This is a genomic window from Lederbergia citrea (genome assembly GCF_018343525.1).
Classification (GTDB): Bacteria; Bacillota; Bacilli; order Bacillales; family Bacillaceae_C; genus Lederbergia; species Lederbergia citrea.
The window spans coordinates 306,307-331,515 of sequence record NZ_JAGYPH010000002.1 but is presented as its reverse complement, the minus strand read 5'-3'; the positions used below and the strand labels follow the sequence as shown (position 1 = coordinate 331,515).

The window sequence follows — 25,209 nt, the reverse complement described above, 5'->3', positions numbered from 1 at the left end:
TTGCTTATTCCTCCAATCTTTCTTTTAGAAGTTCCTTTGCTCTTCTAAGCCGTGTCTTAACCGTGTTTTCTTTCAGTCCTATGACTACAGAAATTTCTTTGATTGGCAATTCTTCAAAATAAAAAAGATAAATCACTTCTCGATAGTTGATGGGTAGATCCATGACTGCAGATGTCAGTCGATGATCTTCATCTTTTTGGATGACAGCCTGCTCGACAGTTTCCTTTTGGGAACAGTTTTTTCTATATTCATCTTCACTAATAATGACATTTTTGTTGTACCAGCTTTTTAAATAGTCTTTGCAGTGATTAATAGCAATTCGCCATAACCATGTTCTAAACTTAGATTTTCTTTTATATGTATGAAGAGCCTTATAACATTTAATAAAAATATCTTGAGTTAAATCCTCAGCCACTGCTTTATTTTTTACATAGGAATATACAAGATGAAAAATTTCATTGCCGTATATTTTCATAATTTCATCGATTTTTTCTTCTATATCTTCAGTTTCAAACACTTCAATCGTTAATTCTTCCACATCGGTCCCCCCTTCCTATATCTAAGACGAGGCATCACTCTAAAAAGTTTTTAATTCAATTGAAAAAACGGCAGACAAATGCCTTACCGTTTTGTTAATCCTATCTACAGTTATACACCTCTGGCGAGTTTGAACTTCTTCTCAAATTTCGGTCAAGTCTAAAATAAGTCGATTATTTAAGCTCATCTTGTGAAGGCGGTTCAAACATCAATATCCACTCTTTAAGCTTTTCCTCTGGAATTCTAAACGTATTTTTAGGAAGCTGAGCATTTCTTGCTGCAAGGCGCTCCAAAAGCTCCTTTTCAGATACGTCAAGAAAATGAATTTTAAAATCGGCTCCTAATTCCGCTGCTCGTGAACGGAAATCATCACGCTCGCTACGCGCCCAACAGCCAAAATCCAAAATAACATCTACACCAAGAACTAAAACCCTCGCAGCCAAATCCCACAGCATACACTCCACTAAATCATGTCTAGCTTCATGTTCTTTTTCATCAAGATCGTGTCCGTACAAAGGAATATGCCACTCATCAGGAGTCAGACGAAGTGCAGAATATTTCTTTTCTAGTTCCCGTGCAAGTGTAGTTTTACCACTACATGGGAGACCGATCATTAAATGAAGAGTCGCGATCGTCCTCATCTCCAGTCTTTTGAAAAGTGGATTCCAAATATCCTACTCTTCTAAATATAATATTCCCTTAGCCACCTGACTTTTCCTTCTTTGAAGTTGCTAGACTACTTCTAGATATCAAAATTAACTCAATCATTACAATTCTTTTACGTTAGTTTAAAGATCTTTGGGTAAAATAAAATTGTAACGATGAAGGCACAATATTCTATAAGATAGGATGTGTTGGAAAATGGTTACTAAATTCAGCATTATTTTTTCACTTCTCATGGTACATTTCTATTTGGTTTAGATCTTATAAATCAATGCCCCTATTAGAAATTTATTTGTTCCAATTGTTTTATCCCGATTGGATTTTCCTACTAAGACATTTTCTCCACTTCTGAAAAGTTATCATGAATCACAATATTATCAGGGCTTATTGAGTTCCCCAATCTTAAATATTCTTTAGGCTTATTTTGAATTCCTTCTTTAAGAATTACTTCTGTTAATAAAAAAATCCGCCTAAGTAGCCCTGGCGAATTATTTATGTCGGCAGTTTTTACATACCTGAATGTTTTCATTTGCTTCAGTTCTATGAGTGTACAATAATTTAATTCTTTTCTTACCACATAACGGGCACTCCCCACGTCCTCTCGATTGTAACCGCCACAATGTTTTCCCCCGGTATCTCTTCGCCATCATCATCCATCCCTAAATTAAATTCAACTTTCCCTTTATTTAATGATGGATTGGGGAAAAGAATGATGGGGATTTTCATCATTTTTATTAAAAATTTATTTTTGCATTCCAATAATTTCTTCAATAACCGCCCGTTTCCTAAAAAGTAACCATAGAAATACGAACATTAGAATAGCTACCGCTTCGAGCGATAATATATACCATGGATATGGGCCTAGAAAATCAAGCAGACTCCCACCTATCGGTTTCATTCTTAAGAACATATAGTTCCCATGAACGAAAATATCCACAGCAAAAACGAGCGGTAGCAACAAGTTTAAGGCAACCATCGTTTTGATGATTCCTTTAAAGGTTGGTCCAAATCCTTTCATCCATGTAAAATAAAGCGCTGTTAAAATAATGCCAAAATGAGTATAAAAAAAGTGGAAGTATCTGAAGTGAGGATAGCTGAGGTCTAAATCAGGAGTTGCCACAGCTTGAAGCGCTCCTCCGATACCAGCAAAAAAAACAAAATCATATAAATGCCTGTTCCCAGTCCATAGGAGGAGGATGGCCGCGACTAAACTAATACTGCATAACTCAAGCGGCAACGAATTACTCAGATCCCACCTTCCTGCCTTAATCATCCAAACATGATAAAGGACCTCCATTATCAATAATGATAAGGCAAAAAAGCGTTCTAGTAGGAGGCTTTTCTTCAACTGATGTGGCCGTTTCTGTTTTAAAATAAATAGTAAAAAAATAGAAAGGCATAATACCACTCCTGCCATAATATGAGCTGTTGAAAACATTACGAATGAGGGATCTTCATTTTTGGCCATGTATTTTCCCCTTTTCAAGTATTAATTTATGTTATGAATTTTTCACAAGTTTTGTAGAAAAACCGATTCTGAAAAAGCTGCAATTCGAGCTCCTTTTTCATAAAAAAACCTATATTGATAAAGGCTTTTCATTCATTAAGGAAGAATATATATAATTATATGATAATAAAGAGATTATTAATTCGCATGGATATGAAGTCAACAATGAATCTGCAAGGTTAATAGGATATAAACATACTATATGAGCGTCTTTTCGAAAGGGGAAAATGATAATGAATCCGACTGAGCCATTAAAGGCTAGCTTATTTTCAAAAGGATTTACGGAAAATCCTTATCCTGCTTATGCAAAGCTTAGAAAAGAAGATCCTGTTTCCTATGTACTACTTCCAGATGGTCAATATGCATGGATAATAACGAAATATGAGGATGCGCTTGCAGCTTTAAAAGATCGAAGGTTTATTAAAGACTATACAAAGCTTTATGATGAAGAGATGGAACATGACGATATATTTAGCCAAAACATGCTTTTTGCCGACCCGCCCGATCATAAGCGTTTACGTGGGCTTGTTTCAAAAGCTTTTACACCACAATTAATTGCTGGGATGAGAGGCCGTATCCAAGAAATTACAAATGTGTTGCTTGACGAAATGGCCGGAAAGCAACATGTGGATCTAATTAATGAGTTTGCTTTCCCCTTACCAATCATCGTTATTTGTGAAATACTTGGAATTCCAACAGAGGATCGTGACAAGTTTCGTCTTTGGTCTAATTCAATTATCGAAGACCCAAACGGGGAATTTGACCGAGATATGCACCAACATATGAATGACTTTGTACAATATCTCAAAAAACTATTCGCGATTGTCCGAGAAAATCCAGTAGAAAGCTTAATCAGTCAACTAATTATTGCCGAAGAACAAGGGGATCAACTAACGGAGCAAGAGCTATACGGCGTTGTGACTCTTTTAATTATTGCAGGCCACGAAACCACAGTAAACTTAATTGGTAATGCTATGATGGCTTTATTAGAACATCCAGAACAGCTGGAGTTGCTAAAAAGTCAACCAGCATTCATTCATACTGCTATTGAAGAAGTACTTCGCTACAATGGTCCAGTAGAATTTAGTACCTCCCGCTGGGCAGCTGAAAATTTAGAGTTTAAAGGAAAGTCAATCAGTAAAGGTGATCTAGTGATTGTGGCCCTTAATTCAGCAAACCATGATCCGGACCAATTTAACGACCCAGAAGTCTTTGACCTTACCCGAGAAAAAAGTAAACACTTGGCATTTGGAAAAGGTATTCACGCATGCCTCGGCGCCCCACTTGCTCGTTTAGAAGGTGAGATTGCCATTAATAGTTTTATCCAACGTTATCCAAATGTTAAATTGAATGCTGATAAAAAAGATCTCGAATGGAGATCAGGTATGATTGTTAGAGGGGTAAAAAAACTTCCATTATCCTTGGAGTGAGCCTGAATAAAAGCATCAATCTTCTATTGGGATTAATCGAAAAAATGGTGAAGGTTCTGTACCTCCACCATTTTTTGTTGTGCTCCTCGAGCTCCTATCATAATCAAAGTGCTTTGAATGATATGATATCACCTCTTATCGAGTATCTTCCCTCAGAATAAAATATTTAAGTCAGTAATGAACCCTGTATAAAAAGGACCAGGATATTGTTTGTATTACTAAAATAAAAACGTTTCGATTTTATCATTGACTACCCTTTTGAAAGCGATTATAATTCAATTATGATCTAATCGAAACGTTTCGATTGGGATGTTCTTATAACGATAAAAGGAGAAAACAATGACTACCATTACAGACTCGATTATAAAAATTAATGCTGGAAATATTCAGTTTTCCTTTTTAAACAGTGGGGACGTTCATGCAGCCACCCACAACCACCTTATGCTCAACCAATGGTTTGCGAATCCATTAGATGGGTCTTTAAATAATATCTATTTGCGTTTTCATGAGAACGATCATATTGAAGCCATTCCTTTACTTGGCGTCCAATCTTCTAGCCTGTTCTATCATTCCGATGAACAAGTGTGTTGGAAAGGTTCATACAAACAAGTTGACTATGAAGTTACTTTTACATTGACAGATCAAAAAATTTGGTTTTGGGATGTAAAATTAGAAGGATCCGATGCATATGTGGACATCGTTTATGGTCAAGATGTTGGTCTTGCCGACCAAGGCGCTGTTCGTTCCAATGAAGCGTATATGTCTCAATATGTTGACTATAAAGTTTTTAATGACGATAAGAGAGGCTATATTGTTTGCTCTCGTCAAAACCAGCCACAATCAACAGGCTTCCCTTATTTACAGCAAGGAGCTTTATCGAAAGTTGTTGGCTATTCAACAGATGGATTCCAGTTCTTCGGAAAATCATATAAAGAAACAAATAAGCCGGAAGCTTTGTCGAAAGCTAATTTAGCAAATGAAGTATACCAATATGAGTTTGCCTACACTGCTCTACAGTCGGAGCGAGTGAAACTTTCAGGTTCAGCACAATTCGTGTTTTACGGTTTATTTAAAGAAAACCATACAGAAGCGGTTTCTACTTTGGAATTTGAACAAGAAATTTTCGAAGCATGGGAGCAGGTTAATAAACTGGAGCAACCTAATTTTACTTCAGTGAATAAAGTATCCCTCTCACCTGTCATTGGTGAACCGCTTCAAACTCAATCAGTGACAGTGGAAGAAATCAACCGCCTCTTCCCTAAGCGCCATCAAGAAGAATATGACGGCGAGACATTGCTCGCTTTCTTTACAGATACACATGAACATATCGTCTTAAAGGAAAAAGAGCTATTGGTCGAGCGCCCGCATGGCCATATTTTAATGAGCGGAAACAATGTAGAAAATATTGAAGAAGTGATCACGACAACTTCTTATATGTACGGAATTTTTAACTGTCAGCTCGTTGTTGGCAATACGTCCTTTAATAAATTTAACACGAATGCGAGAAACGCTCTTAATGTGATGAAAACATCTGGGCAACGCATTTATGTAAATATTGACGGCACTTATCAGCTGCTAACGATGCCTTCCCTATTTGAAATGGGCTTTAACTATGCTCGTTGGCACTATAAAACGGCAACAGAAACGTTTGTCATTACAAACTTTACAACAGTCGATTCGACGGAAGTGCATATGCATGTTCGTTCGGAAAGCGGCAAGGCTTACCGTTACTTAGTCACAAATCAAGTTACATTAGACAGTAATGAGTACCAGGCGCCATTTGTCATGGAACAGAAGAACGAAACTCTTACGTTTAAAGCGGGTCAACATTCCTTTAATAAAAACAACTATCCTGACCTAACTTACCGTCTTCGTATGACAGGAGCAGAATTCACTGTGACAGACGAGCAATTATTTGCTGAAAATGCAGAGCCAAACTCAGCTTCTCTTGTAGTTCTTGATGTAAAAGAAACTGCCGATTGGTCTATGACTGTTCAAGGTTTACTACACGGAAAAGAATTCCCTTTCAGCGAATGCGATGATGCAGTTGAAATCGAACGCTACCGTGAATTTTTCAAGAAAACGATGAATGGCTTCAAGCTATCACAGCATGATTCAACACCTGAAGCTGTAGAGAAGTTCAATACGCTTGCATGGTGGTATACGCACAACATGCTCGTTCACTACTCTGTCCCGCACGGCCTGGAGCAATATGGCGGAGCTGCATGGGGAACTCGCGATGTCTGCCAAGGACCTGTTGAGTATTTTATGGCAACACAAAAATATCATGTCGTAAAAGACATCCTAAAAACCGTATTTACTCATCAATATGAAGATGATGGCAACTGGCCACAGTGGTTCATGTTTGACCGTTATAACACGATTCAAGCTGGTGAAAGCCATGGAGATATCATTGTTTGGCCATTGAAGGTTCTAAGTGACTACTTAAATGTGACGCAGGATTTCGGTATTTTACAAGAAAAAGTGCCTTATACAATACGTGGCAGCTTTGAGTTAACTGAAGAGACTGCGACTATTTACGACCATGCGAAAAAGGAAATTAACTATATTAAAGAGCACTTCCTGCATGATACGTACTTGTCTTCCTACGGCGATGGCGACTGGGATGATACACTACAACCAGCAAATGCCCAGCTCAAACAATATATGTCTAGCAGCTGGACGGTAGCTTTGACTTATCAATCAATTAAACAACTGGCAACAGCGCTTGAAATTGAAGATCCAAAGGAAGCAGCAGAACTTCACGAAATGGCTGCAGGCATCAACGCTGATTTCCATAAGTATATGGCGCCTTCTAACGTAATTCCGGGCTTTGTGTACATGGAAACGCCTGGTCAACCTGAAAAAATGCTCCACCCTGAAGATACGAAGACAGGTATCCAATACCGCCTGCTTCCGATGACACGCAGTATGATTAGTGAGCTTTTGACACCGGCTCAAGCAGAGGCACATTATCAGCTTATTCAAGAACAGTTTTACTGCCCAGATGGTGTCCGGTTAATGAACCGACCTGCTAATTATGAAGGCGGGGTAAGTACGCATTTCCAACGTGCTGAGCAGGCAGCCAACTTCGGTCGAGAAGTAGGACTGCAATACGTTCATGCCCATATTCGCTACGTAGAAGCAATGGCGAAGCTTGGTAAAGCAGAGGATGTGTGGAACGGGCTTGAAATCATTAATCCGGTCAGCATTCAAAATGCAGTTCCGAATGCAGAAATTCGTCAAAGCAACTCGTACTTCAGCAGCTCGGATGGAAAGTTTGATACACGCTACGAAGCACAAGAGCGCTTTAATGAGCTAAGAACTGGCTCCGTGCCGGTAAAAGGCGGCTGGCGCATTTATTCAAGCGGACCTGGAATCTATATGAACCAGTTGATCTCCAATGCACTAGGCATCCGTTTCCATGCTGGTGATTTAGTGATTGACCCGGTCTTACCGCAAACGCTTGATGGTCTGCGCTTTGAGTTTGAAATTGATGACAACCCAGTTATGTTTGTCTATCATCTGACTGGTGGGGTCGAACGCTCGATTAAAATCAATGGGGAACTCCTTGATGTAGCTAAAGTCGATAACTCGTACCGCGAAGGCGGCGTCCGCATTGCAAAAGAGGATTGGATCAAACGATTAAGCGCCGAGCAAAATACAATTGAAATTTTTATGTAAAGATGAAGCGTTGGCTGTTTGCAAGGAACCGCGTATAAATGCGGGCAACGGACAATAACGTCAATAATGGACGCTAAAAATCCTAAAGGTAAGGATTTTCATTCATACTTTGGCGGCGGTTGGCAATCGACCGCCGCTTTTTCTTTTAAATCATTGTAAAAATCATGAACTCGCGATAAATTAGAGAAAAGTAGGTTTGTAAGAATGGAGAGAACGGGATGGTAAGCATTAAAGATATTGCAAAAAAAGCGGGTGTTTCCATATCAACTGTCTCTTACGCACTGAACGGCAGTCCAAAAGTGACCGAAGAAACGAGCGCAAAAATACTCGCCATTGCCAAGGAGCTGAACTACATACCAAACGCAGCAGCGAGAACATTGAGGGAGCGCAAAACAAAAATAATCGGCGCTTTTTTAACCGATTACAGTGGCCCCTTTTTCGGCCAGTTATTGCAAGGGATGCGCGAAACTTTAAACAATAAGGGCTATGACTTGATAGTATGTACGGGAAAAGAATCCCACCGATTTCTGCCGGAAGGAATTATTGATGGTGCCATCGTATTGGATGCTACCTTTCCGGATGAAGAGCTAATCAGCTATGCAAATCGAGGCCATAAACTGATTGTGCTTGATCGCGAAATTGACCACCCGAATATTGACAGGGTACTGCTCGATAATCAAATGGGCGCTGAACTAGCTGTGGAATTTTTGATCGGGAAAGGTCATGAAAACATTGTTGTCGTAACTGGACCAGCAGGCTCGTATGATTCCGATCAGCGATTAGAAGCGGTAAAAAAACTGTTGGAAACACATCCTTCTATTTCCTTAAGTGTCATTCACGGCGATTTTGATAAAGCTTCTGGTGAACGTACGGCCGAACAGATCATCCAGACCTACACAAAACCTGTCGCTGTATTCTGCTTTAACGACGAAATGGCAATTGGCATGTATAACTACATAGAGACTACTGATTATGTCGTTGGGAAAGATATTCATATTATTGGCTTTGACAATATTGAAGTAGCCCACTATGTCCGTCCACGGCTATCGACAATCCATTACTCAAAGCAAGACTGGGGAGCTAAAGCGGCAGAGAAGCTGATTCGGTTGATTGGAAATGAGAAATATGAGATTCAGAAGGTCAATGTGGAATTACTCGAAGGAGATTCTGTTGGAAAAGTGGATTAGGTTTCTGAAATGTAAAACAACTCAAAATCCCTGATATGAAGAAACATCTTCATATCAGGGATTTTAGTTTATTACTTCTAGTTAAATTTCACCACAAGCTGCGAATCTACCTTCGAATGTTTCTTAGAATGAACCAACGTCAATCCGTCAGCATATTCCACTTCATAATCACTACTTTCAGCGATTTCTTTATCTGTCCTGAATGCAATAACGTCCTGTACTTGAGTCAAATGAAACTCAATTTCGTCCACTCCAACACGCATAATTTCAGCCGTTGAATAAACAATTTCTCCGACATCCAATTTTACACCTACTGGCAGCATAGCGCCTTCTTTGCTTTGCAGTAGAAGCTCTCTCCCTCCAAATAAGGCAACACTCTCGCTGTACACCTTCAATGATTTATCAAAACCATCGAGGTTTAGCAGATGGATGAAGCGTTCGCCTTCTGCATTAGCGGTCGAGGTACTGAAAATTCCATGTTCTTCACAATCATGCGTAAGCTTTGCCCTCGCGCCCAACTGTTCAAACACAGACGTGTAAAAAGCCAAATCACATGGGTAAGCAGCCGCTATGACAACCGCCCTACCTTTTCCAACAACGGCATCAACGGCACACACTTCGTCTGTTCCGTACACTTTCAACAGTGGCGTAGCGTTATCAGATTCTAATATTTGCGCAAAGTGAGTTCTCGTTTCAGGGCGCGGCGCCGCCCAGTTCACTGCATTCAGTGATAAATAGTAGTCTGAGCTATCCCGCTTTTCGCCAGCAACCGAAACACCAAGCGCATCTGCCAAAAATGTACAAGGATTACCCTCCATATCAAATTGAGGAACTTCACCAAATAGTAGTACCCTCCCACCAGCTTCTAAGTAATCAACAAGCTTGCTTTGAATGCTCGCAGCCATATACTTGGCTGAAGGCAGAGCGAGCACTTCAGTTTCCTCAACAGATAACGGCTTGTTCTGAATATCCACCGCTCCGAAGCGGTAACCCATAAGCAACATTGCGCGCCCCATGCTTTCCCATGAACCTGATCCGCGGTTTGCTTCTATATTCGATAATACAGTTCTCATTTTTTCACTTTGCGGGTAGCGGTACTCCGTCATATAGTAATCAGGGATAAACGCAAAGGAGATATTATCCCGCTCCTCATCCATCGCCGCCAGCTTATCTGAGACAGCCATCATCGTTTTAATCGAGCTTGCCATTCTTGGGAACGTATAGTTCAATTTCCCTTCAGGGCCAACAGGAGCAGCAAAGCCATGATGCTCTCCCGTGAAAGCAATCCGGTCATTCCCGTCGTCTAAGGAAGTTTCGAAACGATAGTTTCTGCCACCGGCAAATAAGTAATAATTGAGCAGCCGGTTTCCTTGAGCGATGCACATTCTCGTTTTAAAATCAGCCGCTGAAGGATCGTAGCGGCCGCTTAAGTTGTTGCCGAAGTTCCCGTCTCCGCAGTTAAATTCCACAGACGTTAGTGGCTGATCTGGAAGATGGACAGCATCCATGAATCCGTTGATCAAATATAGATCCTGGAACGTTTCTACCGTTAAATCACCAAAGTAAATATCGGAACCGGCCAGATAGCCTGGCCCTTGAGTGTAGGATTCATACAGCTGGCTGATGCCAATCGGGAAGGTAAATCCACGGCCGCCGCCAGTACCATGGATATTGACGACAAACGGAATATCCTTTGCGCCAAACTCTTCCGCGTATTCTCGCAATACCGCTATATATCTAGCAAATCGATTCCTCATAAAATAGCCGAGGTCTTTCATCAATGACAACGAATATGTTTCATGAGGTGAACGAACCGCCTGATTACGAACATGCTTATCACTCAATTCAAATGGATAGCGCTGCCTTAATGCCTCCGCATCATATGTCCTGGATAACCACACTGAAAAATCATCCAGAACAAAATCGGTTAAATCAGGGCAGTTGCTGACCCACGAAAGCATCCCAATTTCATTATCCAACTGGAAAGCGATGATATTGCCGTCAGGATAAAGTCTAGGTGCAACGATCTCCATGACTGCTTCATACCAACTTTTTACATCTGCTAAAAATCCAGGATGTAGATAATCAACTGTTTTTGTTGTAGCTGGCTGCTTGTCCCAACCTGTCGGAATGATTTCCGGATGCTTTTCATATACCCAGTAAGGGAGTCCTTCATTTTTCATTTCAGCCATAATAAATGGCCCTGGACGAACAAAGAAATAAAGGTCATTTTCCCGGCACAAATCGATGAACGCCCGAAGATCCAACTCCGGACGCGTTTCACCTGTTAAATCAATTTGCCCTTCAACTGGTTCATGAATCACCCAAGGCACGTACGTAGCCACTGCATTACAGCCTGAAAGCTTTAATTTATCTATGCGATCCTGCCAATCTTCACGGTCAAGGCGAAAGTAATGAATCTCCCCACACATAATCAACTGTGGCTTGCCATCAATTAAAATTTGTTTATTCTTAATTTCAATCATTGTCGCACCTCAGGCTTATTTTTTCTTCCAGTCCAGCAATTCCATTCCACGCTGAACATATTTATTTTTCATATATAAATCCCATACAAGCCCTGATCTATGGTTCTCAAGCATAAGCAGCGTGATTCCTTTATCAATTCCAATCACGTGTTCTGCATACCATGCCGGTTCAACGTCCAAGTTATACGCATCCCAGAAGCCGTACTGACCCCAAAGCTGCGGGTGATTTTCGTAGTAATATTCCAATGCAGCAATTGATTCCTCCGGTGTGAAGACAATCGATCCAGCTGCTCCACATGGCGGCACTGTACCTTCGTTAACTGGATTAACGGTTGGATAAAACGGTGGTGTGCCCGGTACAATATAGCCATTTGGTGACGCACAAGCTGTCAATCCCCAGGCATTTTCGTGGTATGTTTTCATCCCGTTTGGATTTTCGATGCTATAGTGACGGCTGGCTTGCGATGCCTTCACTGAGTTCTCAAACCAGTCGATGCCGTCTGCGTCCAAGTAGTTTTTAAAATCAATAAAGGCATGGGAGAATTGGTGAACAAACAAAGCTCCGCCCGGCGCATTGATATATTCGTATGGACCGTATTTTGCTGATTTACGCTCAAAACCTTCGTAAATTTTGACTGGAACAGGATGGTTCGGAGCAGCAACACCTAATACGTATTGTGTCATTTGCTCAGCATATGTTTCCCAGTGATGGAATCCGCCAGTTTCAGGCGTATAGCCCATATAATACTGGTTTACGCTTTCGTCATAATAAATGGTCCAATCAATACGCTCATAAATCTTTTCAAATAATTCCTTGATTTCACCTTCGAAATATTCAGCGGATGTAATCGCTCCATTAAGAAAGAGCGTTGTATCAATGATTGAGGCGCAATCATTGAACTTTTCATATTTCTTTGCTGTTTCCATATTTAAAAAGTGATAGAAGAAGCCAGCTTCATGTTCGACATGATTTAAGAATGTTTCAAGCGTGCCCTTTGTACGCTCGTATCCTTCTTCACGAGTAATCCAGCCTCTTTCAATCCCGATCACAATCGCCGTTAATCCAAAGCCAACGGCAGCGATGCTCGCTACTTCCTTATTCGCTGACTGGTCTAAAATTAATCCGTATCCATTAGAATTTTTATCTGTATTTACTTCATTCCAAAAGAAGTCGAAACACCCTTTTGCTTCTAAATCCAAAATATTAGGTTTTTCCATGCTGTTCTTCCTCCTAATCTTTATTCACCGGTAATTCCCGATCTGTCTACACCTTCAACGAACCAGCGCTGTGTGATGAAATATACGACGAGCAGCGGCAGGATCGATAGTAAGGTCCCGGCCATCTTGATGCCTTCATTTATTTGGTTTCCGCTCAATTCCATACCTGCAGGAAACATTTTTTGATAAGTAGCAACGAATTTTTGCAGCTGTAATGGTAATGTTGTTAGTTCATTTCCAAAATAAATGGACGCTAAGTATGTTTCGTTCCAATACCAAACGAATGAAAATAGGAATGAAATGATGATCGCTGGTACCGCCATTGGGATTGCAATTGTAAAAAATATACGTAAGTGGCCAGCACCATCAATTTGTGCGGCCTCTTCCAATGATTTAGGCATCATTCTAAAAAACTGATAAAAAATCAGAATAAAGATTGCGCTGTTGATCCCCTGCCCTGTTAAAGCGGGAAGCATAAAAGCATTGAGACTGCCTAATAGATTTAATTCATTGAAAAAAATATATCTTGGAATCAACGTTACTTGTGGCGGAATAATAAACGTCGCCATGACAAGCACGAAAATGATGTTTTTCCCACGGAAATCAAAGCGTGCCAGTCCATATCCAACAACAGCTGCTAAAGCTGTTTGAGCTAAAGACGGAAGGACAGTAACATAAAGAGTTTCCATCAAAACAGGGAAAAAGTTTAGTACTTCGTTCGCCTTCGTATAGTTCCCAAGATAGAACTTCGTTGGAATCCAGTTCACAAGTGGATTTAAGATGTCATCCAAATTCTTTATACTGTATACACCCATATAGATAAGCGGGTATAAGTATACAAACCCGATTCCAATCAATAAGCCGTATATCAGAATTTTTACAAGCAACCCGTCATTCCCATGCATTCCTAAGAGCCATTTTTTTGCTTTCGTATAATGATTCTCTAGTTTTTTTATGTTTTGCACGTTGAACCCTTCCTTTTTAAGAGGTTGTTCAAAAAATCCGGGAAAAATGGCTGTCGAATTTCTTCGTCACTCTGCCTCTCCGGTCCTCACGTATTAAAAGCATACGCTCCGGTCCTCGAGACTATCGTTCCTCGAACTTCTCGGCCCTTTTTGTCCTCTTTTTTGAACTCTTCATTTTAAGAGTAATTTTTCTTTCTCTTTAATGTCATGGCGCCAACCGTGAGTGCAAGTGCAAGAGTAATAATCAAAAAGTAAATCCAGGATAACGCAGAAGCATAGCCAAATCCGGTGTCTACTTTAAACATATTTCTTTGAATATGGTCGATCACAGGATTCAATGAAAATATTGAATAGGTCACAATTGTATAAATCACATTCACAATAATCATTGGAAGTAGACTTGGGAGGGTTAGCTTCCAGAAACACTCCCAAGGTGATGCCCCGTCGATGGATGCTGCTTCGTATGTTTGGCTATCCATTTTTTGCAGAGCAGCTAAGAAAATTAAAATTTGGACACCTGAGAACCAAAGGATAACAATCAAGTTTTTGATCAAATAAAGCAAAATACCGTTAACAAATGCATCTGGATTAGCATTCAATGCTTGGTAGATGGCATATTGTTCGATTGATGGAATAGTTGTAATTCCTTGATCCATTAATTCCTTTATGACTGGACCGCTCGAAATGATAACTGGAAGAAAAAAAATCGTCCGAAACATCCCGCGAAACTTCACTTTCTGGTTAAGAAGCAGGGCAATAATTAACGAGAATACGATAATGATTGGAACTGAAATAACAAGTTCCTTTAAATAATTCGTTAAGTTATCGACAAAAACCGCATCCACACCAAATGCATATTTATAGTTTTCGAATTTAACAAAGGTCGTTTGCACGCCACTCGTCGTAATTTTCACCTTTTGAAAGCTTAAGTACAAAGAATAAAACAATGGAGAGGCTGTGAAAATGAGAAAGCCGATAATCCATGGTGAAACAAATAACCAGCCAGCCATACTGTGTCTAGCTTTCAGTCCCCCTAGCTTCACTGCACTCCCCCCTTATCCACGACTGCAAAATCTCTTGCAGCAACCTCCATACCCTCATGGCTATATACTGAATTTGTGTAATTGACTATAATTGTTTTTCCGTTGGAATACGTAACCTCAACAATCCCCTTTTTCGGGATAAATCTACCTTCAATGGTTGCTGATTCTACTTGTCCCAGCGTTTCTTGAATTTGTTTGTACTGGTTAACGATGTCATCCTGCCAAACCTTAAACTCAGACGTATACACATTCTTCGATGGTGTCTTTGCCAGTAAGTGTGAAGGCTCATCAGTCAACAGAAAAGATGGATAGGCACCGTATTCGATCATGCGCAATACTTGTTCTTGCGGATTTTGATTAAAATTTGAGAAAGGTGCGTAATAAGGCAAGTAACCCTTCAATACAATTTGCATGAATGGAACCGTATCTGTTTCGAACACATAATTGGACGAATTCATCGGAATATCCAAATATTTATCGGATGCTGCCCATGCATACACATTCGGTTTATATAGAGCCGTTGGACCAACATTTTCGTTGAAGTACGTAAAGATCTCCCCATACGTATCCATCGTTTCCGGCCGTGTTAGTTTACTAGACTTACTAAAATCGGAGAATAATATAGACCCACTAGAATCAATGGCTAGGTTTTCTATTCCATACGCCCGATAGTTTTTTCTATCACTTTTTGCGATGCTCAGCGATTTTTTAGGCGATAAATAAAACGATGTCAGATCATTTTCTTTATAAGAGATAGTTTCTGCACTTATTTTTTTAGCGACATCTTTACTTCCGGAAAATCCTGATGCACCATCATAAGCCTTCGTGTAATCGGTATAGAAATATAAAGGGATATTTTCCTTTTTCAAAGAATCGACTGTAGTTTTCACATCTCTTTTACTACCTAGTTTTTTCTCTATTGGAAACTTTCCTGGCAATGATCCAGTTAATCCACCTTCAGACCAGCCTTTATAAATGACAAACATATTCTCCACGCCATTTTTCTTTAGCTCATTTGTAAAATAAGGAATCCGGTTTATTTCTGTCATTGGAATGACGGAATTCCAGAATAAGCCCTTTTTCATTTCTCCGCCTAAAAATTCCAAGCGAATACTTGCTTTGTCTTCCTCTTTCGGGAGTAGCTGATGATCAGCTAAATATCCCCGATATGTTTTAGCCATTCCAACATAATCAGCGTCTTCATCACTTAAAAAGATGAAGCGAAGTTTCACATTCATTTTGTTCATTTCTTTTTGAAAAACATTAATGCCTTTTAAATTCTTACTTGTAGGCTGAAAATATTCATATCGATAATTAAATTTGGATGATACCCTGTTAAAATCTGTGGACGCTCCCGCAGGATAAGCAACGATATCTCCATACGCATATCCCTCTTCAACGATTGCAACAAAACCATTCTGTTTTACGCCATGGACTGCACCAAATACAGGCATTTTTATTTGTTGCACAGGCACTACATCTTTACCAGTCTTAATTTTATTTTTGATCCCTTCATCCAGTCCAAATATGGCCCCGATAAAAGGAGAGGCTCCAGCTGCTTTCGTACTCTTTTCATAACGGATTAATGCGCCGCTTCCGTCAGGGATAAACATATAGCCTGGAATATCATTTTCATTCATTGCACCTAAAAATGGATAAATCTGCATGGAAACAAGCTTATTACGTTTATCTTCTTTGATTTTTTCCTGAGGGATAGAGACGACCAACTCATTTCCTTCCAATTGAACATCCAATTGAAAGTTCAATTTGGCTTGGGCCATAAATACGTTCGCACTAAAGCCATTGTCTATTATTTTCACAGTTGGATTGGAATCATTCGTTAAAATGCTTTCCGTCCGCTGTTTGCCTTGGCGATCCGTGTAGTCAATCGTGACCGCAGACTGGACAATTTGCTCCCATGTTTTATTCAAACGGTAATTTTCTGGATGATCTAATCCAGATCCCCAAACATAGCCCGTTTTCCTATTTTGAACCTTAATAGCCAATGATTTCTCATGAACATATAAGATCATCTCATCATTTTCAGCTGCTTTTGTATATCCATCCAATAAGGATTTCTGAATGATTTCTTGCTTTTCGTTCGGTTCTGGCTGGGTAAATTGAGCAGAGGAATACCTCATCGTGCTATCGACTTGGACCGTCGATATAGGAGGTTCATCTGACTTGGCCCCTAATGAGTGATTAGCAATCACCATGATAGGTAGAATAAAAAGCACACTTGCGAACAGCCATTTTTTATACACGCAGCAAAACCTCCTTTATGACGGAATAGACAAAGTCATATACTTGATCCATCAGAACAAAAATAATGAATACAACAAGCAGTAAAATCGCCATTCCGAACAGCGTGACCAATATATTCCTGATTGTCTCAGAGAAGGAATAATTATGTATCTCTTTGATCATGATGAACAGAATGATCAGGCACCAGCCAATAATGATCCGCATTGAAAACAAATGAACAAAGTATTCATTTCCGCTCAATATGTTTGAAAGCAATGTAACCGGCAAAATAAACACGATATACGGAGCAAGTGAATAAACCGTGCCGATATAAATATCCTTGAACCGTCCTTCTCCATCGTTGATCGTACTGACCAAATAATTGACGATAATAAACGCTAACAACGGTACAAAGATAATAGCAAACTCGTACAATAAATTTGTGTCGCCGCTTCGATAAGAAGAAAAGATAAATCCTGTTTGAAATCGATTAATTAAATAGGCCGCAAATAAAAAGAGATATAGAATCGTGGCTGATAGAACCGATGCTCTGCCCATCCGCTGTAAATCATAAAAACTATCAATCGGATGTTTAAAAAACCGGAAAAGAAAGAGTAATTCCGAAATCAGCTTACGCTTTTTCAACTTGTCCCTTTGACGGCGATAGCCATCTAAAATACTTTTCTTTTTATCCCAATATTTAACGCCATAGTATAAAGCCGTTAACACTAGTATGAGAACTAATATTTTTTCCAAATGCCTCTGCATCCACGCGTGGCGTACTTCCCAGAATGAATCCGAGTAGCCGTAAACATCTTCAGCAAGTTTAAATTCCTCAAGTGCCAGTTCGTATTGTTGCTGCTTGTAATACGCCTTTCCCATTGCTGTATGAGCAAGGCCAAAAGAGGAGTTCAAATTTAACACCGATTCCCAATACTGCTGACTTTGGACATAAAGACCGTCCTTGTACAAAGCAATTCCTTCATGCACTTGTTTTGAGAATGCAGTAGATTCAAAAACTTGGATCATGCCTAACTCTTTATCTGTTATATAAATTCTTCCTGATTGATCAACGGCGATACCGCTCGGTTGTTTTAATAATCCAAGCCGATTCGTTCCGTCATCTTTACCGCCAAAAACAAATAATAAATTTCCGTAACTGTCATACTCAAAAATTTTCCCTGCTCCGTTAATCACAAAAATATTGCCATCGGCATCTACCGTAATATCAACTAAATTAGCATCGTCTGAAATGTATGGAGACAACATATTTTGTCCGGCCACATTCAGCTTTTTGATGACTTCTTTTTTTGTTCCTTCTGTTACAGAATATATTAATCCTTGCTCATCAATGGCGACGTTGTCGGGCGCAGGTGGAGTTTTCATGAATAATTTAGCCCTTTGCCCCTCTGACGCCATTATGTTTCGGATAACTGATTTAAAAGAAACTTCCGTTCTGTTCACGCCATAATAACCTAAAAATTCACCACTCTGACTAAGCTGAATCATGCCGTTCGTTGAACCTTCACCTACGACATAAATATTTCCGCGTCGGTCAACACCTACTTTTTGCGGTTTAAAAGGTGATTTACTGCCAAACAAAGGAGAATCCGGTTTTGCATACTCTTGCTTTAATTCACCTTTATTTGAAAAGCGAAACACTTTTTCTTTCTCGTAATCTGCAACATAAATATCGCCTTCTTCATCAACAAATACACCTGTTGGTACTCCGAGAATCCCTTTACCAATTTCATTTACAACAGAGCCTCGAGCATCTGAGACAATCACCTTTTTCGTCCCAGAATCAACTACATAAATGGAACCCTTTTTATCTATGAAAATATCTTCCGGGTTGACGATTTCCACATTGGAAAAAATGCGACCAAGTGGTTCATACGCTGTTTGTGTTTCAATGAGCTCGCCATCTGCCGATAATGTCATTGTTTTATATGGAGCTGATGCCGAGGCAGCAGACAGAAAGGGAAAAAGGATAAAAATAGATGCGCATATGATAACTTTTAGAAATTGCTGCATTTGCTTTCCCCTCCCATTACTTAATTCCTGAATGTGCCATCGTATTCATCACTTGACTTTGTAAAATAATAAAAATAATTAAATTTGGTACGAACATGATTAAAGTAGCAGCTGCGGCAATTCCCTGACCTGCCACTGTATTTCCTGATACTTGTGAAGCTAGTGTCGACATATAGAATGAAAATGTCTTTAATCCTTCGTCATTCACATATAACGTAGAGGTTTCGACATTATTCCATACCATTTGAAAAGATAAAATGGCTACCGTGGCAATTGCCGGCTTAATCAATGGAATGACAATGGTCGTATAAATCCGGAAATCCGAGGCGCCATCCATTCTCGCTGCTTCGATTAACTCATTAGGGATTTGATCAATAAATTGCTTGACCAAAAACAAACCAATCGGCATCGCCAAAAGCGGTAAAATATGAACCCAAAATGAATTAATCAACCCGAGATTTTCAATCAATAAATACCTCGGAATAGCTACTGCAGCCGGTACAAACATAAGTGCTAACGTATTAATTTCAAAAATTGTTTTCTTTAATAAGAAGTTTTTCTTTGATAAGGCGTAACCCGCCATCGTACTGAACAAAATGGTCAAAAATACGACGATGAGCGTAATGATAATACTATTAAATAAATATCGAGAAAGCGGAATTCCCGAATCATTTGTTTTCATAAACAAATCCGAAAAGTTTTGCATCGTTGGCTTTTGTACAAAAAAACGAGGCGGATATGCGAATAATTCGTCTATTGGTTTAAATGCATGAAAAATAATATATACGATCGGCATCGCCATAAATATGGCCAGCGGTATTAAAAAGAAGTAAAACTTCAACTGGCTCTTATGAAACTTTGTCGGGTTTATCTTTGTACCTTGAAAGGCAGACATGCTGAATCACTCCCTGTCATTAATCCTTTTCGCCAAACAGTTTCCAAGCCACTTTTGAGAATGCATAGACGACAAGCAGCAATACCACTGAAATCGCCGCTGCGTATCCCATCTCATAGCGGATAAATCCGTAGTCCTCTAAATGGTTTACCATAAGCTGACCGGCATATTGGGGTGTTGGGTTAGCGCCGGAAAGCGCCACACCAATCGCTCCCGCCTGAAATGTTCCCACTACAGCCATGACTGCTCCGAACAACATTTGCGGCTTCATAGACGGAATCGTAATATAGATCACTTCTTGAAAGCGATTCTTAATTCCGTCAATATATCCCGCTTCATATATTTCACTATCAATATTAAGGACTCCCGACAGCATCGCTAGGAATCCAACGCCCATACTTCCCCAAAGCGTAACGAAAATCATTATCTTCATTAAGAAATCAGGCGACTGCAACCACTGTATTGGCTCAAACAAAACACCCATTGTGATTAATAGACTATTTAAGTAGCCAGCTTCATCACCACTGAAGATGATTGTCCAAACAACAGCCATTGCAACTCCCGCTGTCATTGACGGCGAGTAAATGATTAATGCCAGGATGGTTCTCATCGTCTTTGGAACCTGAGCCAGTGCCCAGGCTAAAATAAATGACAGAACATATCCGCCAGGACCGACAATTAAGGCGAACGTCAAAGTGTTCGGCACGACTTTTTGCATGAACACCTCATCTTGAGTGATCAAGCTTACATAATTGCTTAGTCCAATAAAGGACGGAGCTTGAATAGCATTAAAATACGTAAAAGATAGATAGATTGCTGCCACAACCGGGATAATAATAAACGCTGAAAATAAAACTAAATATGGGCCAAGGAATGCCCAAGGCGCCCAATCAATCTTTTTAATCTTCATTTTCTTCGCCTGCCCAACTCTTCACTTGTTCAACGGTAGGAATATGATAAGGTCTGACCATTTTCCCATTTTTCATATAGCCAAACTCCTCCATCTTCCTGCTGATTTCGCGATTAATTGTAATGACTGAATCATCAACAGCAGATCTTGTATTTTCACCATCAAATACAATCCGATTCCAAATATTGCTCAATTCCCTTTCAACCATATACGCTCCTGGAGTCTTGGGCACCTCTTTTAAATATTCCCATTGCTCTAAGATCTTGTCTTTATGTTCCTCTGGCCATGGCAGCTTTTTAAAGGCCTCAATATTTGCTGTATTCCACATATACTCCGGACCATATAACGTCTGTAAAGATGAAGCGAATTCGGTTTGAGTTTCTGTTGACATCCACCATTTTAGAAATTCCCACGATTTCTCGCGGTCTTTTGTTCCTTTAAAAATCATCGCCGATTGTCCTGATCCAGTTGCCCAACGCTCTACGGTTCCATCTGGCTGTGTAATGCCCGGATGTGGTGCAATATCCCACCATCCCGCTATTTCCGGAGCCGCTGCTGTTAGCTGGATATAGGTTGTGAAATTTGAAATCCCAATCGGTAAAGTTGAATATCGGAAGTGATTATAAAAATTCGGAACTTGCATCGGCATACTATAAATCGTATTTAAATTAGCCATGAATTGAATAGCACGCAAAGATTCTTCTTCGCCGATGGCTGTCTTCATCCCATCTTCTTCATACAAATCACCTTGAAACTGATAAATAAACGGTGCTGTTGTTTGAAAAGGTTTAAATCCGACAGCTCCAGCAATAGGAGAATAATAGTTCATGCCATATCTCTGAAGTTCGGGCAAAATTTTTACAACATCATCCCATGTATCAGGGACAGGTACATTGAGTGCATTAAGTATATCCTTCCGATAAAACTGCACATAAAAATCCTGTGTCTCCGGTAATGCATAAACGGAATCATCGATCATTAGCGGTAAAAAGGCTCCGGGAGAAAATTGCTTGCTATATGCCTCGAAGTCTTCAAATTCATGTAAATCAACGGCTGCACCCCGCATCGATAATTCATAAGGGAGCCAGTTACTAATCCCGATGGCTATATCTGGCTGATTATTTGCTGCACTCGCTAAAATTAATTTGCCTTCATCAGGCATAATAGAAAATTTCACATGAATACCCGATTTAGGTGTAAATGTTTGATCGGCTAAATTTTGAATAAGCTCCACATATTGACGGGGACGATTCACCCAAATTTCAATCGTTTTTCCATCGGCATTCGCAGCTGAATAATTGCCGGCGGAAAAGGAATGGATAAACCGTGTAATACTGTCCGTTGTTTTTTTCCAAAACCCTGCATTGGCAGCAGGTATCTGGTCGCTGCCATGAACGTAAAAGCGATCGACCAATAACGGCTGCTTTGGCAGCTCAAGCAATAAACTACCAAGTAACTGGGCAACAGAAGATGATCCTTCTGTAAGCTCTGTCAATCGATTAGGAATCTCATCTGGCTTTTCATTTAACGTCCTTAACTTTTGAACAGCCATATTCAAAGAAACAATATCCTTAGACTGCTTACCTGTACTCAGTCTAGTAACATACCTACTCTCTTCTTCAAGCTGATCTGCCCAATTTGCTAATCGATCTTCAATATCAGGAATGTACTCGCTAATCTTCCATCCTCTTGACCGGTCATTTTGATTTCCAGTCAATTTTTTAATGGAGAGGGCGAATTCCTGCATGTCACGAATGACTTCATTGATTTTATTAATCGTCCGTTCAACTGGCGACGCATCTGCTTCTAATGAAATCTCATGTTCACCTTTTGTAAAGTAGAATAAATATGGTTCACCTGCATCATCACCAATGGTGGCGTTAACCCACTTCTTGTTAAATTCAAATGGGATTTGGGCCGCTTCAGCGAAAGGAATATCCCCATCAATCCGCAGCTTTCTGAAGACAGTCCCGCCCGTCTCTTTATTTTGGAGAACTTTAAATGTCAGCTTATAAAAGCCTTCCTCCTCAATTGAAACGTTCCAATTCACACGCTGGCCGCCTTGCTCCCATGATTCACCGCCAAGGGTGTTTAATAATAAATGCTTTGGATCATTTGGGACAATGGACGAACCAGCTGAAGCAACAGGTCGAATATATGAACTGTTTTTCGTATATCCTTTTTCGGCTTCTTGCGTGATGATTGCTGTTGTTTTTTCTCCATTTGCATAGTTTGCTGAATAATCTTTGTACGATAGCAGCTTCGTAGGTGAATGAACATAGACATTTCCAACAAGCATTTCTCCCCTTAAATGGGAAAGTTTGATTTCATTACTACCTTTTTTCAAATAAAACTTCAGAGGCTCTGGCTGCAAGTGGCTTGCATCTTCAGCAGTCAATTTACTCCATTCAGCAATCGCCTCTTGATTTGGAATAATTTCATTTCCAAATCGGTCTGTATCGAACTTATCATAGGCATTTTTCCAATTAACCGGAAATACGATTCTTCTACTCTCGTAGTATGGAAATTCTCCATTCACGAGGATTGAACCCTCTATTGGAACAACCTCTTTGCTTAATGGATAATAGTCAAAAGACAACTCATATAAACCGTCTTCTGGAACTAAAACTTTATATGTTAGTGATTTTTGATTATGCCAATAGAAAACACGATCCCCGTATCCTTTGCTGTCCTTAACAGAAAGCAAATCGTCCTCAGTTACATCGATAAAATTAGACGGAGAGATAGGCGCCTCAAAATTCGAGGCGCTCTCTACTCCAGCTTCTTTCCATTGTTCCAGGACGGTATGATAGCGTTCTTCTACGACATTTTCGACAGTCTGGTCTATCGAGCTTTCCTTTTCCGCTAAGGCAACTCCATGCGGAACCACCAATAAAAGCATTAAAACCAAACTTATCAACATCTTCGACCTCATACTATCAAACCTCCCAGTAATATGGCTTTATTCTAAAGCCTCTAATGCTTCCTTGCTTTTTTCATTAGCTAATTGATTCAATTGAGTTGCATAATCTTCGACCTTCAGCTCTCCTCTGACAAAGCTGTCAATCATTTGTGCAATCGTCGCATTTTCTTCTTCCCCTACTTTAATGCCCGTCGGAGCTTCCCATCTTGATTGGACAAATCCAGGCACGGTTTTAACCGGCTCTAAGATTGCTTCATTTAGATGATCATAGGCTTTGCGTACACCAGGCACGTCCAATTGCGAGAAGTACTCGTCCAGGATTTCCTGATCGCTGTTTACAGGTAATGTGTTAACCGTTTTACCTTCTTTATCAGCAATTTCCATCCGTTTCATAAATCCTTCTTTACCGAATGACATCCATTTCGCGAATAAATATGCTTCTTCTGCATGTTTTGTAGATTTAGAAATTCCTAGCAAGTCATTTGTAATAACAGTTCTTCCACCTGGAATACCAATAAAATCAAATTCGAAGCCAGCATTTTCAGCTAAACTTGCAGAAGTCCATGTTCCATCCCATTTAAGGCCAATTTCGCCGGCCATCCATACTTCTTCTGGGTTTTCGCCGTTAAAGTTTGCTTTTTGATCATCTGTTAGAGACTCATATGCATAGCCATTCGTTGCAACTTCTTTGGCAAAGTTAACTCCAGCAATGAACTCTTTACTATCAAGTGCATATTCGCCATCTTTGTATGTGTACCAGCCCATATCTGCACTTGCAGCAGCAGGGTACCAATCAGGAATAGAGAATGGATGATTAAGTCCAGCTACCCCTTCATTCACATTCGTTACGTCTTTTACTGCTGCAGTAAACTCTGCAAGAGATGAACCCATTTCAGGGTAGTCAAGATTCGCTGCATTAAATAAATCCTTGTTCACAAAATATCCTAAGAAATGCTGAGCATATGGCAATGCAACAACTTTGTCATTAAACATTGTCGATTGGCGAACAACTTCAGGAACGTTTTCAAAGTCTGAATCTGCGGCTGTTAATTCATTTAGGTCTAAAAGCCAGTCGTTGGAAAGAGCAAGCGGTAACTGAGAAAGCATAAAGACGTCAGGCATTTTCCCAGCACTTGCTGCAGCGGATAACGTACCGTTCCAATCAGATGTGTTGACAGCTTCATCAATTTTCACTTTGATGTGTGGGTACTTTTCTTCAAAAGCTTTAAGCATGAGACGCTCAAGATTATTCTCTTCTTCCGTACCTACTGTCCAGTTTGCATAAGTAATTGTAACTTCTTCTTGTTTTTCTTCTTTGTTGCCTTTGTCTTTATCTTTATCTTTACTAGTCTCTTTCGCGCTTGAACAAGCTACTAAAGAGAATACAAGAGCTAGTACTGCTAAAAGTGAGAATAGCTTTTTCATAGATGATTCACTCCTAATGTAATAAATTATATTGGTAAAAATAGAGCTCGTCCTTAAT

General features: G+C 39.9%; 18 protein-coding genes. 3 read left to right on the top strand and 15 right to left on the bottom strand.

Annotation, left to right across the window (positions count from 1 at the left end; all coding sequences use genetic code 11):
- Positions 1 to 4: 4 nt before the first annotated feature.
- The 5 genes from KHA88_RS10775 to KHA88_RS10755 all read right to left on the bottom strand — a co-directional run bounded on the left by KHA88_RS10775 (position 5) and on the right by KHA88_RS10755 (position 2,668).
- Positions 5 to 538 (bottom strand): sigma-70 family RNA polymerase sigma factor, encoded by a 534-nt coding sequence (locus tag KHA88_RS10775; RefSeq protein WP_213121914.1) that lies wholly within the window; start codon positions 536 to 538, stop codon positions 5 to 7.
- Positions 539 to 710: 172 nt separating this feature from the next.
- On the bottom strand, positions 711 to 1,178 hold the full coding sequence (locus tag KHA88_RS10770; protein ID WP_213121913.1) for a P-loop nucleotide/nucleoside kinase family protein: 468 nt from the start codon (positions 1,176 to 1,178) through the stop codon (positions 711 to 713).
- Between the two features lie 510 nt (positions 1,179 to 1,688).
- Entirely contained in the window at positions 1,689 to 1,847 is a 159-nt protein-coding gene (locus tag KHA88_RS21540; protein ID WP_488153859.1) for a hypothetical protein, read from the bottom strand.
- Positions 1,771 to 1,929, bottom strand: coding sequence for a hypothetical protein (locus KHA88_RS10760; RefSeq protein ID WP_213121912.1), 159 nt, complete (start codon positions 1,927 to 1,929; stop codon positions 1,771 to 1,773). Before KHA88_RS10760 ends, KHA88_RS21540 begins: the two co-directional genes overlap by 77 nt.
- A 13-nt stretch (positions 1,930 to 1,942) precedes the next feature.
- Positions 1,943 to 2,668, bottom strand: coding sequence for a YwaF family protein (locus KHA88_RS10755; protein WP_213121910.1), 726 nt, complete (start codon positions 2,666 to 2,668; stop codon positions 1,943 to 1,945).
- A 272-nt stretch (positions 2,669 to 2,940) separates the two neighbouring features.
- Between KHA88_RS10755 and KHA88_RS10750 the strand changes: the two genes are divergently transcribed.
- The 3 genes from KHA88_RS10750 to KHA88_RS10740 all read left to right on the top strand — a co-directional run bounded on the left by KHA88_RS10750 (position 2,941) and on the right by KHA88_RS10740 (position 9,008).
- Positions 2,941 to 4,137 (top strand): cytochrome P450 family protein, encoded by a 1,197-nt coding sequence (locus KHA88_RS10750; protein WP_213121909.1) that lies wholly within the window; start codon positions 2,941 to 2,943, stop codon positions 4,135 to 4,137.
- A gap of 339 nt (positions 4,138 to 4,476) precedes the next feature.
- The gene (locus tag KHA88_RS10745; RefSeq protein ID WP_213121908.1) at positions 4,477 to 7,821 is read left to right on the top strand and encodes a GH36-type glycosyl hydrolase domain-containing protein; all 3,345 of its coding nucleotides are present in this window, start codon (positions 4,477 to 4,479) and stop codon (positions 7,819 to 7,821) included.
- Positions 7,822 to 8,039: 218 nt separating this feature from the next.
- Positions 8,040 to 9,008 (top strand): LacI family DNA-binding transcriptional regulator, encoded by a 969-nt coding sequence (locus tag KHA88_RS10740; RefSeq protein ID WP_213121907.1) that lies wholly within the window; start codon positions 8,040 to 8,042, stop codon positions 9,006 to 9,008.
- Between the two features lie 77 nt (positions 9,009 to 9,085).
- Here KHA88_RS10740 and KHA88_RS10735 read toward each other — a convergent pair whose 3' ends face one another.
- The 10 genes from KHA88_RS10735 to KHA88_RS10690 form a co-directional block, all read right to left on the bottom strand.
- The gene (locus KHA88_RS10735; protein WP_213121906.1) at positions 9,086 to 11,494 is read right to left on the bottom strand and encodes a beta-galactosidase; all 2,409 of its coding nucleotides are present in this window, start codon (positions 11,492 to 11,494) and stop codon (positions 9,086 to 9,088) included.
- 15 nt (positions 11,495 to 11,509) lie between these two features.
- A complete protein-coding gene (locus tag KHA88_RS10730; RefSeq protein WP_213121905.1) occupies positions 11,510 to 12,712 on the bottom strand; it encodes a glucoamylase family protein in 1,203 nt (400 codons plus the stop codon).
- Between the two features lie 20 nt (positions 12,713 to 12,732).
- Positions 12,733 to 13,677: a carbohydrate ABC transporter permease gene (locus KHA88_RS10725; protein ID WP_346729178.1), complete on the bottom strand. Its 945-nt coding sequence runs from the start codon at positions 13,675 to 13,677 to the stop codon at positions 12,733 to 12,735.
- Between the two features lie 176 nt (positions 13,678 to 13,853).
- A complete protein-coding gene (locus KHA88_RS10720; protein ID WP_213121903.1) occupies positions 13,854 to 14,720 on the bottom strand; it encodes a carbohydrate ABC transporter permease in 867 nt (288 codons plus the stop codon).
- Positions 14,717 to 16,984, bottom strand: coding sequence for a DUF5696 domain-containing protein (locus KHA88_RS10715; RefSeq protein ID WP_213121902.1), 2,268 nt, complete (start codon positions 16,982 to 16,984; stop codon positions 14,717 to 14,719). The genes KHA88_RS10720 and KHA88_RS10715 overlap by 4 nt, the downstream gene beginning before the upstream one ends.
- Positions 16,977 to 18,998, bottom strand: a complete 2,022-nt coding sequence (locus KHA88_RS10710) for a YIP1 family protein (RefSeq protein WP_213121900.1) — start codon at positions 18,996 to 18,998, stop codon at positions 16,977 to 16,979. The genes KHA88_RS10715 and KHA88_RS10710 overlap by 8 nt, the downstream gene beginning before the upstream one ends.
- A 16-nt stretch (positions 18,999 to 19,014) precedes the next feature.
- Positions 19,015 to 19,893, bottom strand: a complete 879-nt coding sequence (locus KHA88_RS10705) for a carbohydrate ABC transporter permease (protein WP_213107637.1) — start codon at positions 19,891 to 19,893, stop codon at positions 19,015 to 19,017.
- A 19-nt stretch (positions 19,894 to 19,912) separates the two neighbouring features.
- A complete protein-coding gene (locus KHA88_RS10700) occupies positions 19,913 to 20,803 on the bottom strand; it encodes a carbohydrate ABC transporter permease (RefSeq protein WP_213098618.1) in 891 nt (296 codons plus the stop codon).
- Entirely contained in the window at positions 20,793 to 23,738 is a 2,946-nt protein-coding gene (locus KHA88_RS10695) for an extracellular solute-binding protein (protein WP_249313041.1), read from the bottom strand. The genes KHA88_RS10700 and KHA88_RS10695 overlap by 11 nt, the downstream gene beginning before the upstream one ends.
- 27 nt (positions 23,739 to 23,765) lie before the next feature.
- On the bottom strand, positions 23,766 to 25,151 hold the full coding sequence (locus KHA88_RS10690) for an ABC transporter substrate-binding protein (RefSeq protein ID WP_213121899.1): 1,386 nt from the start codon (positions 25,149 to 25,151) through the stop codon (positions 23,766 to 23,768).
- Positions 25,152 to 25,209: the final 58 nt, after the last annotated feature.

Excerpts from the sequence above, each read along its gene's own strand:
- KHA88_RS10770 (WP_213121913.1), bottom strand. The coding sequence starts at position 1,178 with ATGAGGACGATCGCGACTCTTCATTTAATGATCGGTCTCCCATGTAGT.
- KHA88_RS21540 (WP_488153859.1), bottom strand. The coding sequence starts at position 1,847 with ATGGCGAAGAGATACCGGGGGAAAACATTGTGGCGGTTACAATCGAGA.
- KHA88_RS10760 (WP_213121912.1), bottom strand. The coding sequence starts at position 1,929 with ATGATGAAAATCCCCATCATTCTTTTCCCCAATCCATCATTAAATAAA.
- KHA88_RS10755 (WP_213121910.1), bottom strand. The coding sequence starts at position 2,668 with ATGGCCAAAAATGAAGATCCCTCATTCGTAATGTTTTCAACAGCTCAT.
- KHA88_RS10750 (WP_213121909.1), top strand. The coding sequence starts at position 2,941 with ATGAATCCGACTGAGCCATTAAAGGCTAGCTTATTTTCAAAAGGATTT.
- KHA88_RS10745 (WP_213121908.1), top strand. The coding sequence starts at position 4,477 with ATGACTACCATTACAGACTCGATTATAAAAATTAATGCTGGAAATATT.
- KHA88_RS10740 (WP_213121907.1), top strand. The coding sequence starts at position 8,040 with ATGGTAAGCATTAAAGATATTGCAAAAAAAGCGGGTGTTTCCATATCA.
- KHA88_RS10735 (WP_213121906.1), bottom strand. The coding sequence starts at position 11,494 with ATGATTGAAATTAAGAATAAACAAATTTTAATTGATGGCAAGCCACAG.
- KHA88_RS10730 (WP_213121905.1), bottom strand. The coding sequence starts at position 12,712 with ATGGAAAAACCTAATATTTTGGATTTAGAAGCAAAAGGGTGTTTCGAC.
- KHA88_RS10710 (WP_213121900.1), bottom strand. The coding sequence starts at position 18,998 with ATGCAGCAATTTCTAAAAGTTATCATATGCGCATCTATTTTTATCCTT.
- KHA88_RS10705 (WP_213107637.1), bottom strand. The coding sequence starts at position 19,893 with ATGTCTGCCTTTCAAGGTACAAAGATAAACCCGACAAAGTTTCATAAG.
- KHA88_RS10700 (WP_213098618.1), bottom strand. The coding sequence starts at position 20,803 with ATGAAGATTAAAAAGATTGATTGGGCGCCTTGGGCATTCCTTGGCCCA.
- KHA88_RS10695 (WP_249313041.1), bottom strand. The coding sequence starts at position 23,738 with ATGAGGTCGAAGATGTTGATAAGTTTGGTTTTAATGCTTTTATTGGTG.
- KHA88_RS10690 (WP_213121899.1), bottom strand. The coding sequence starts at position 25,151 with ATGAAAAAGCTATTCTCACTTTTAGCAGTACTAGCTCTTGTATTCTCT.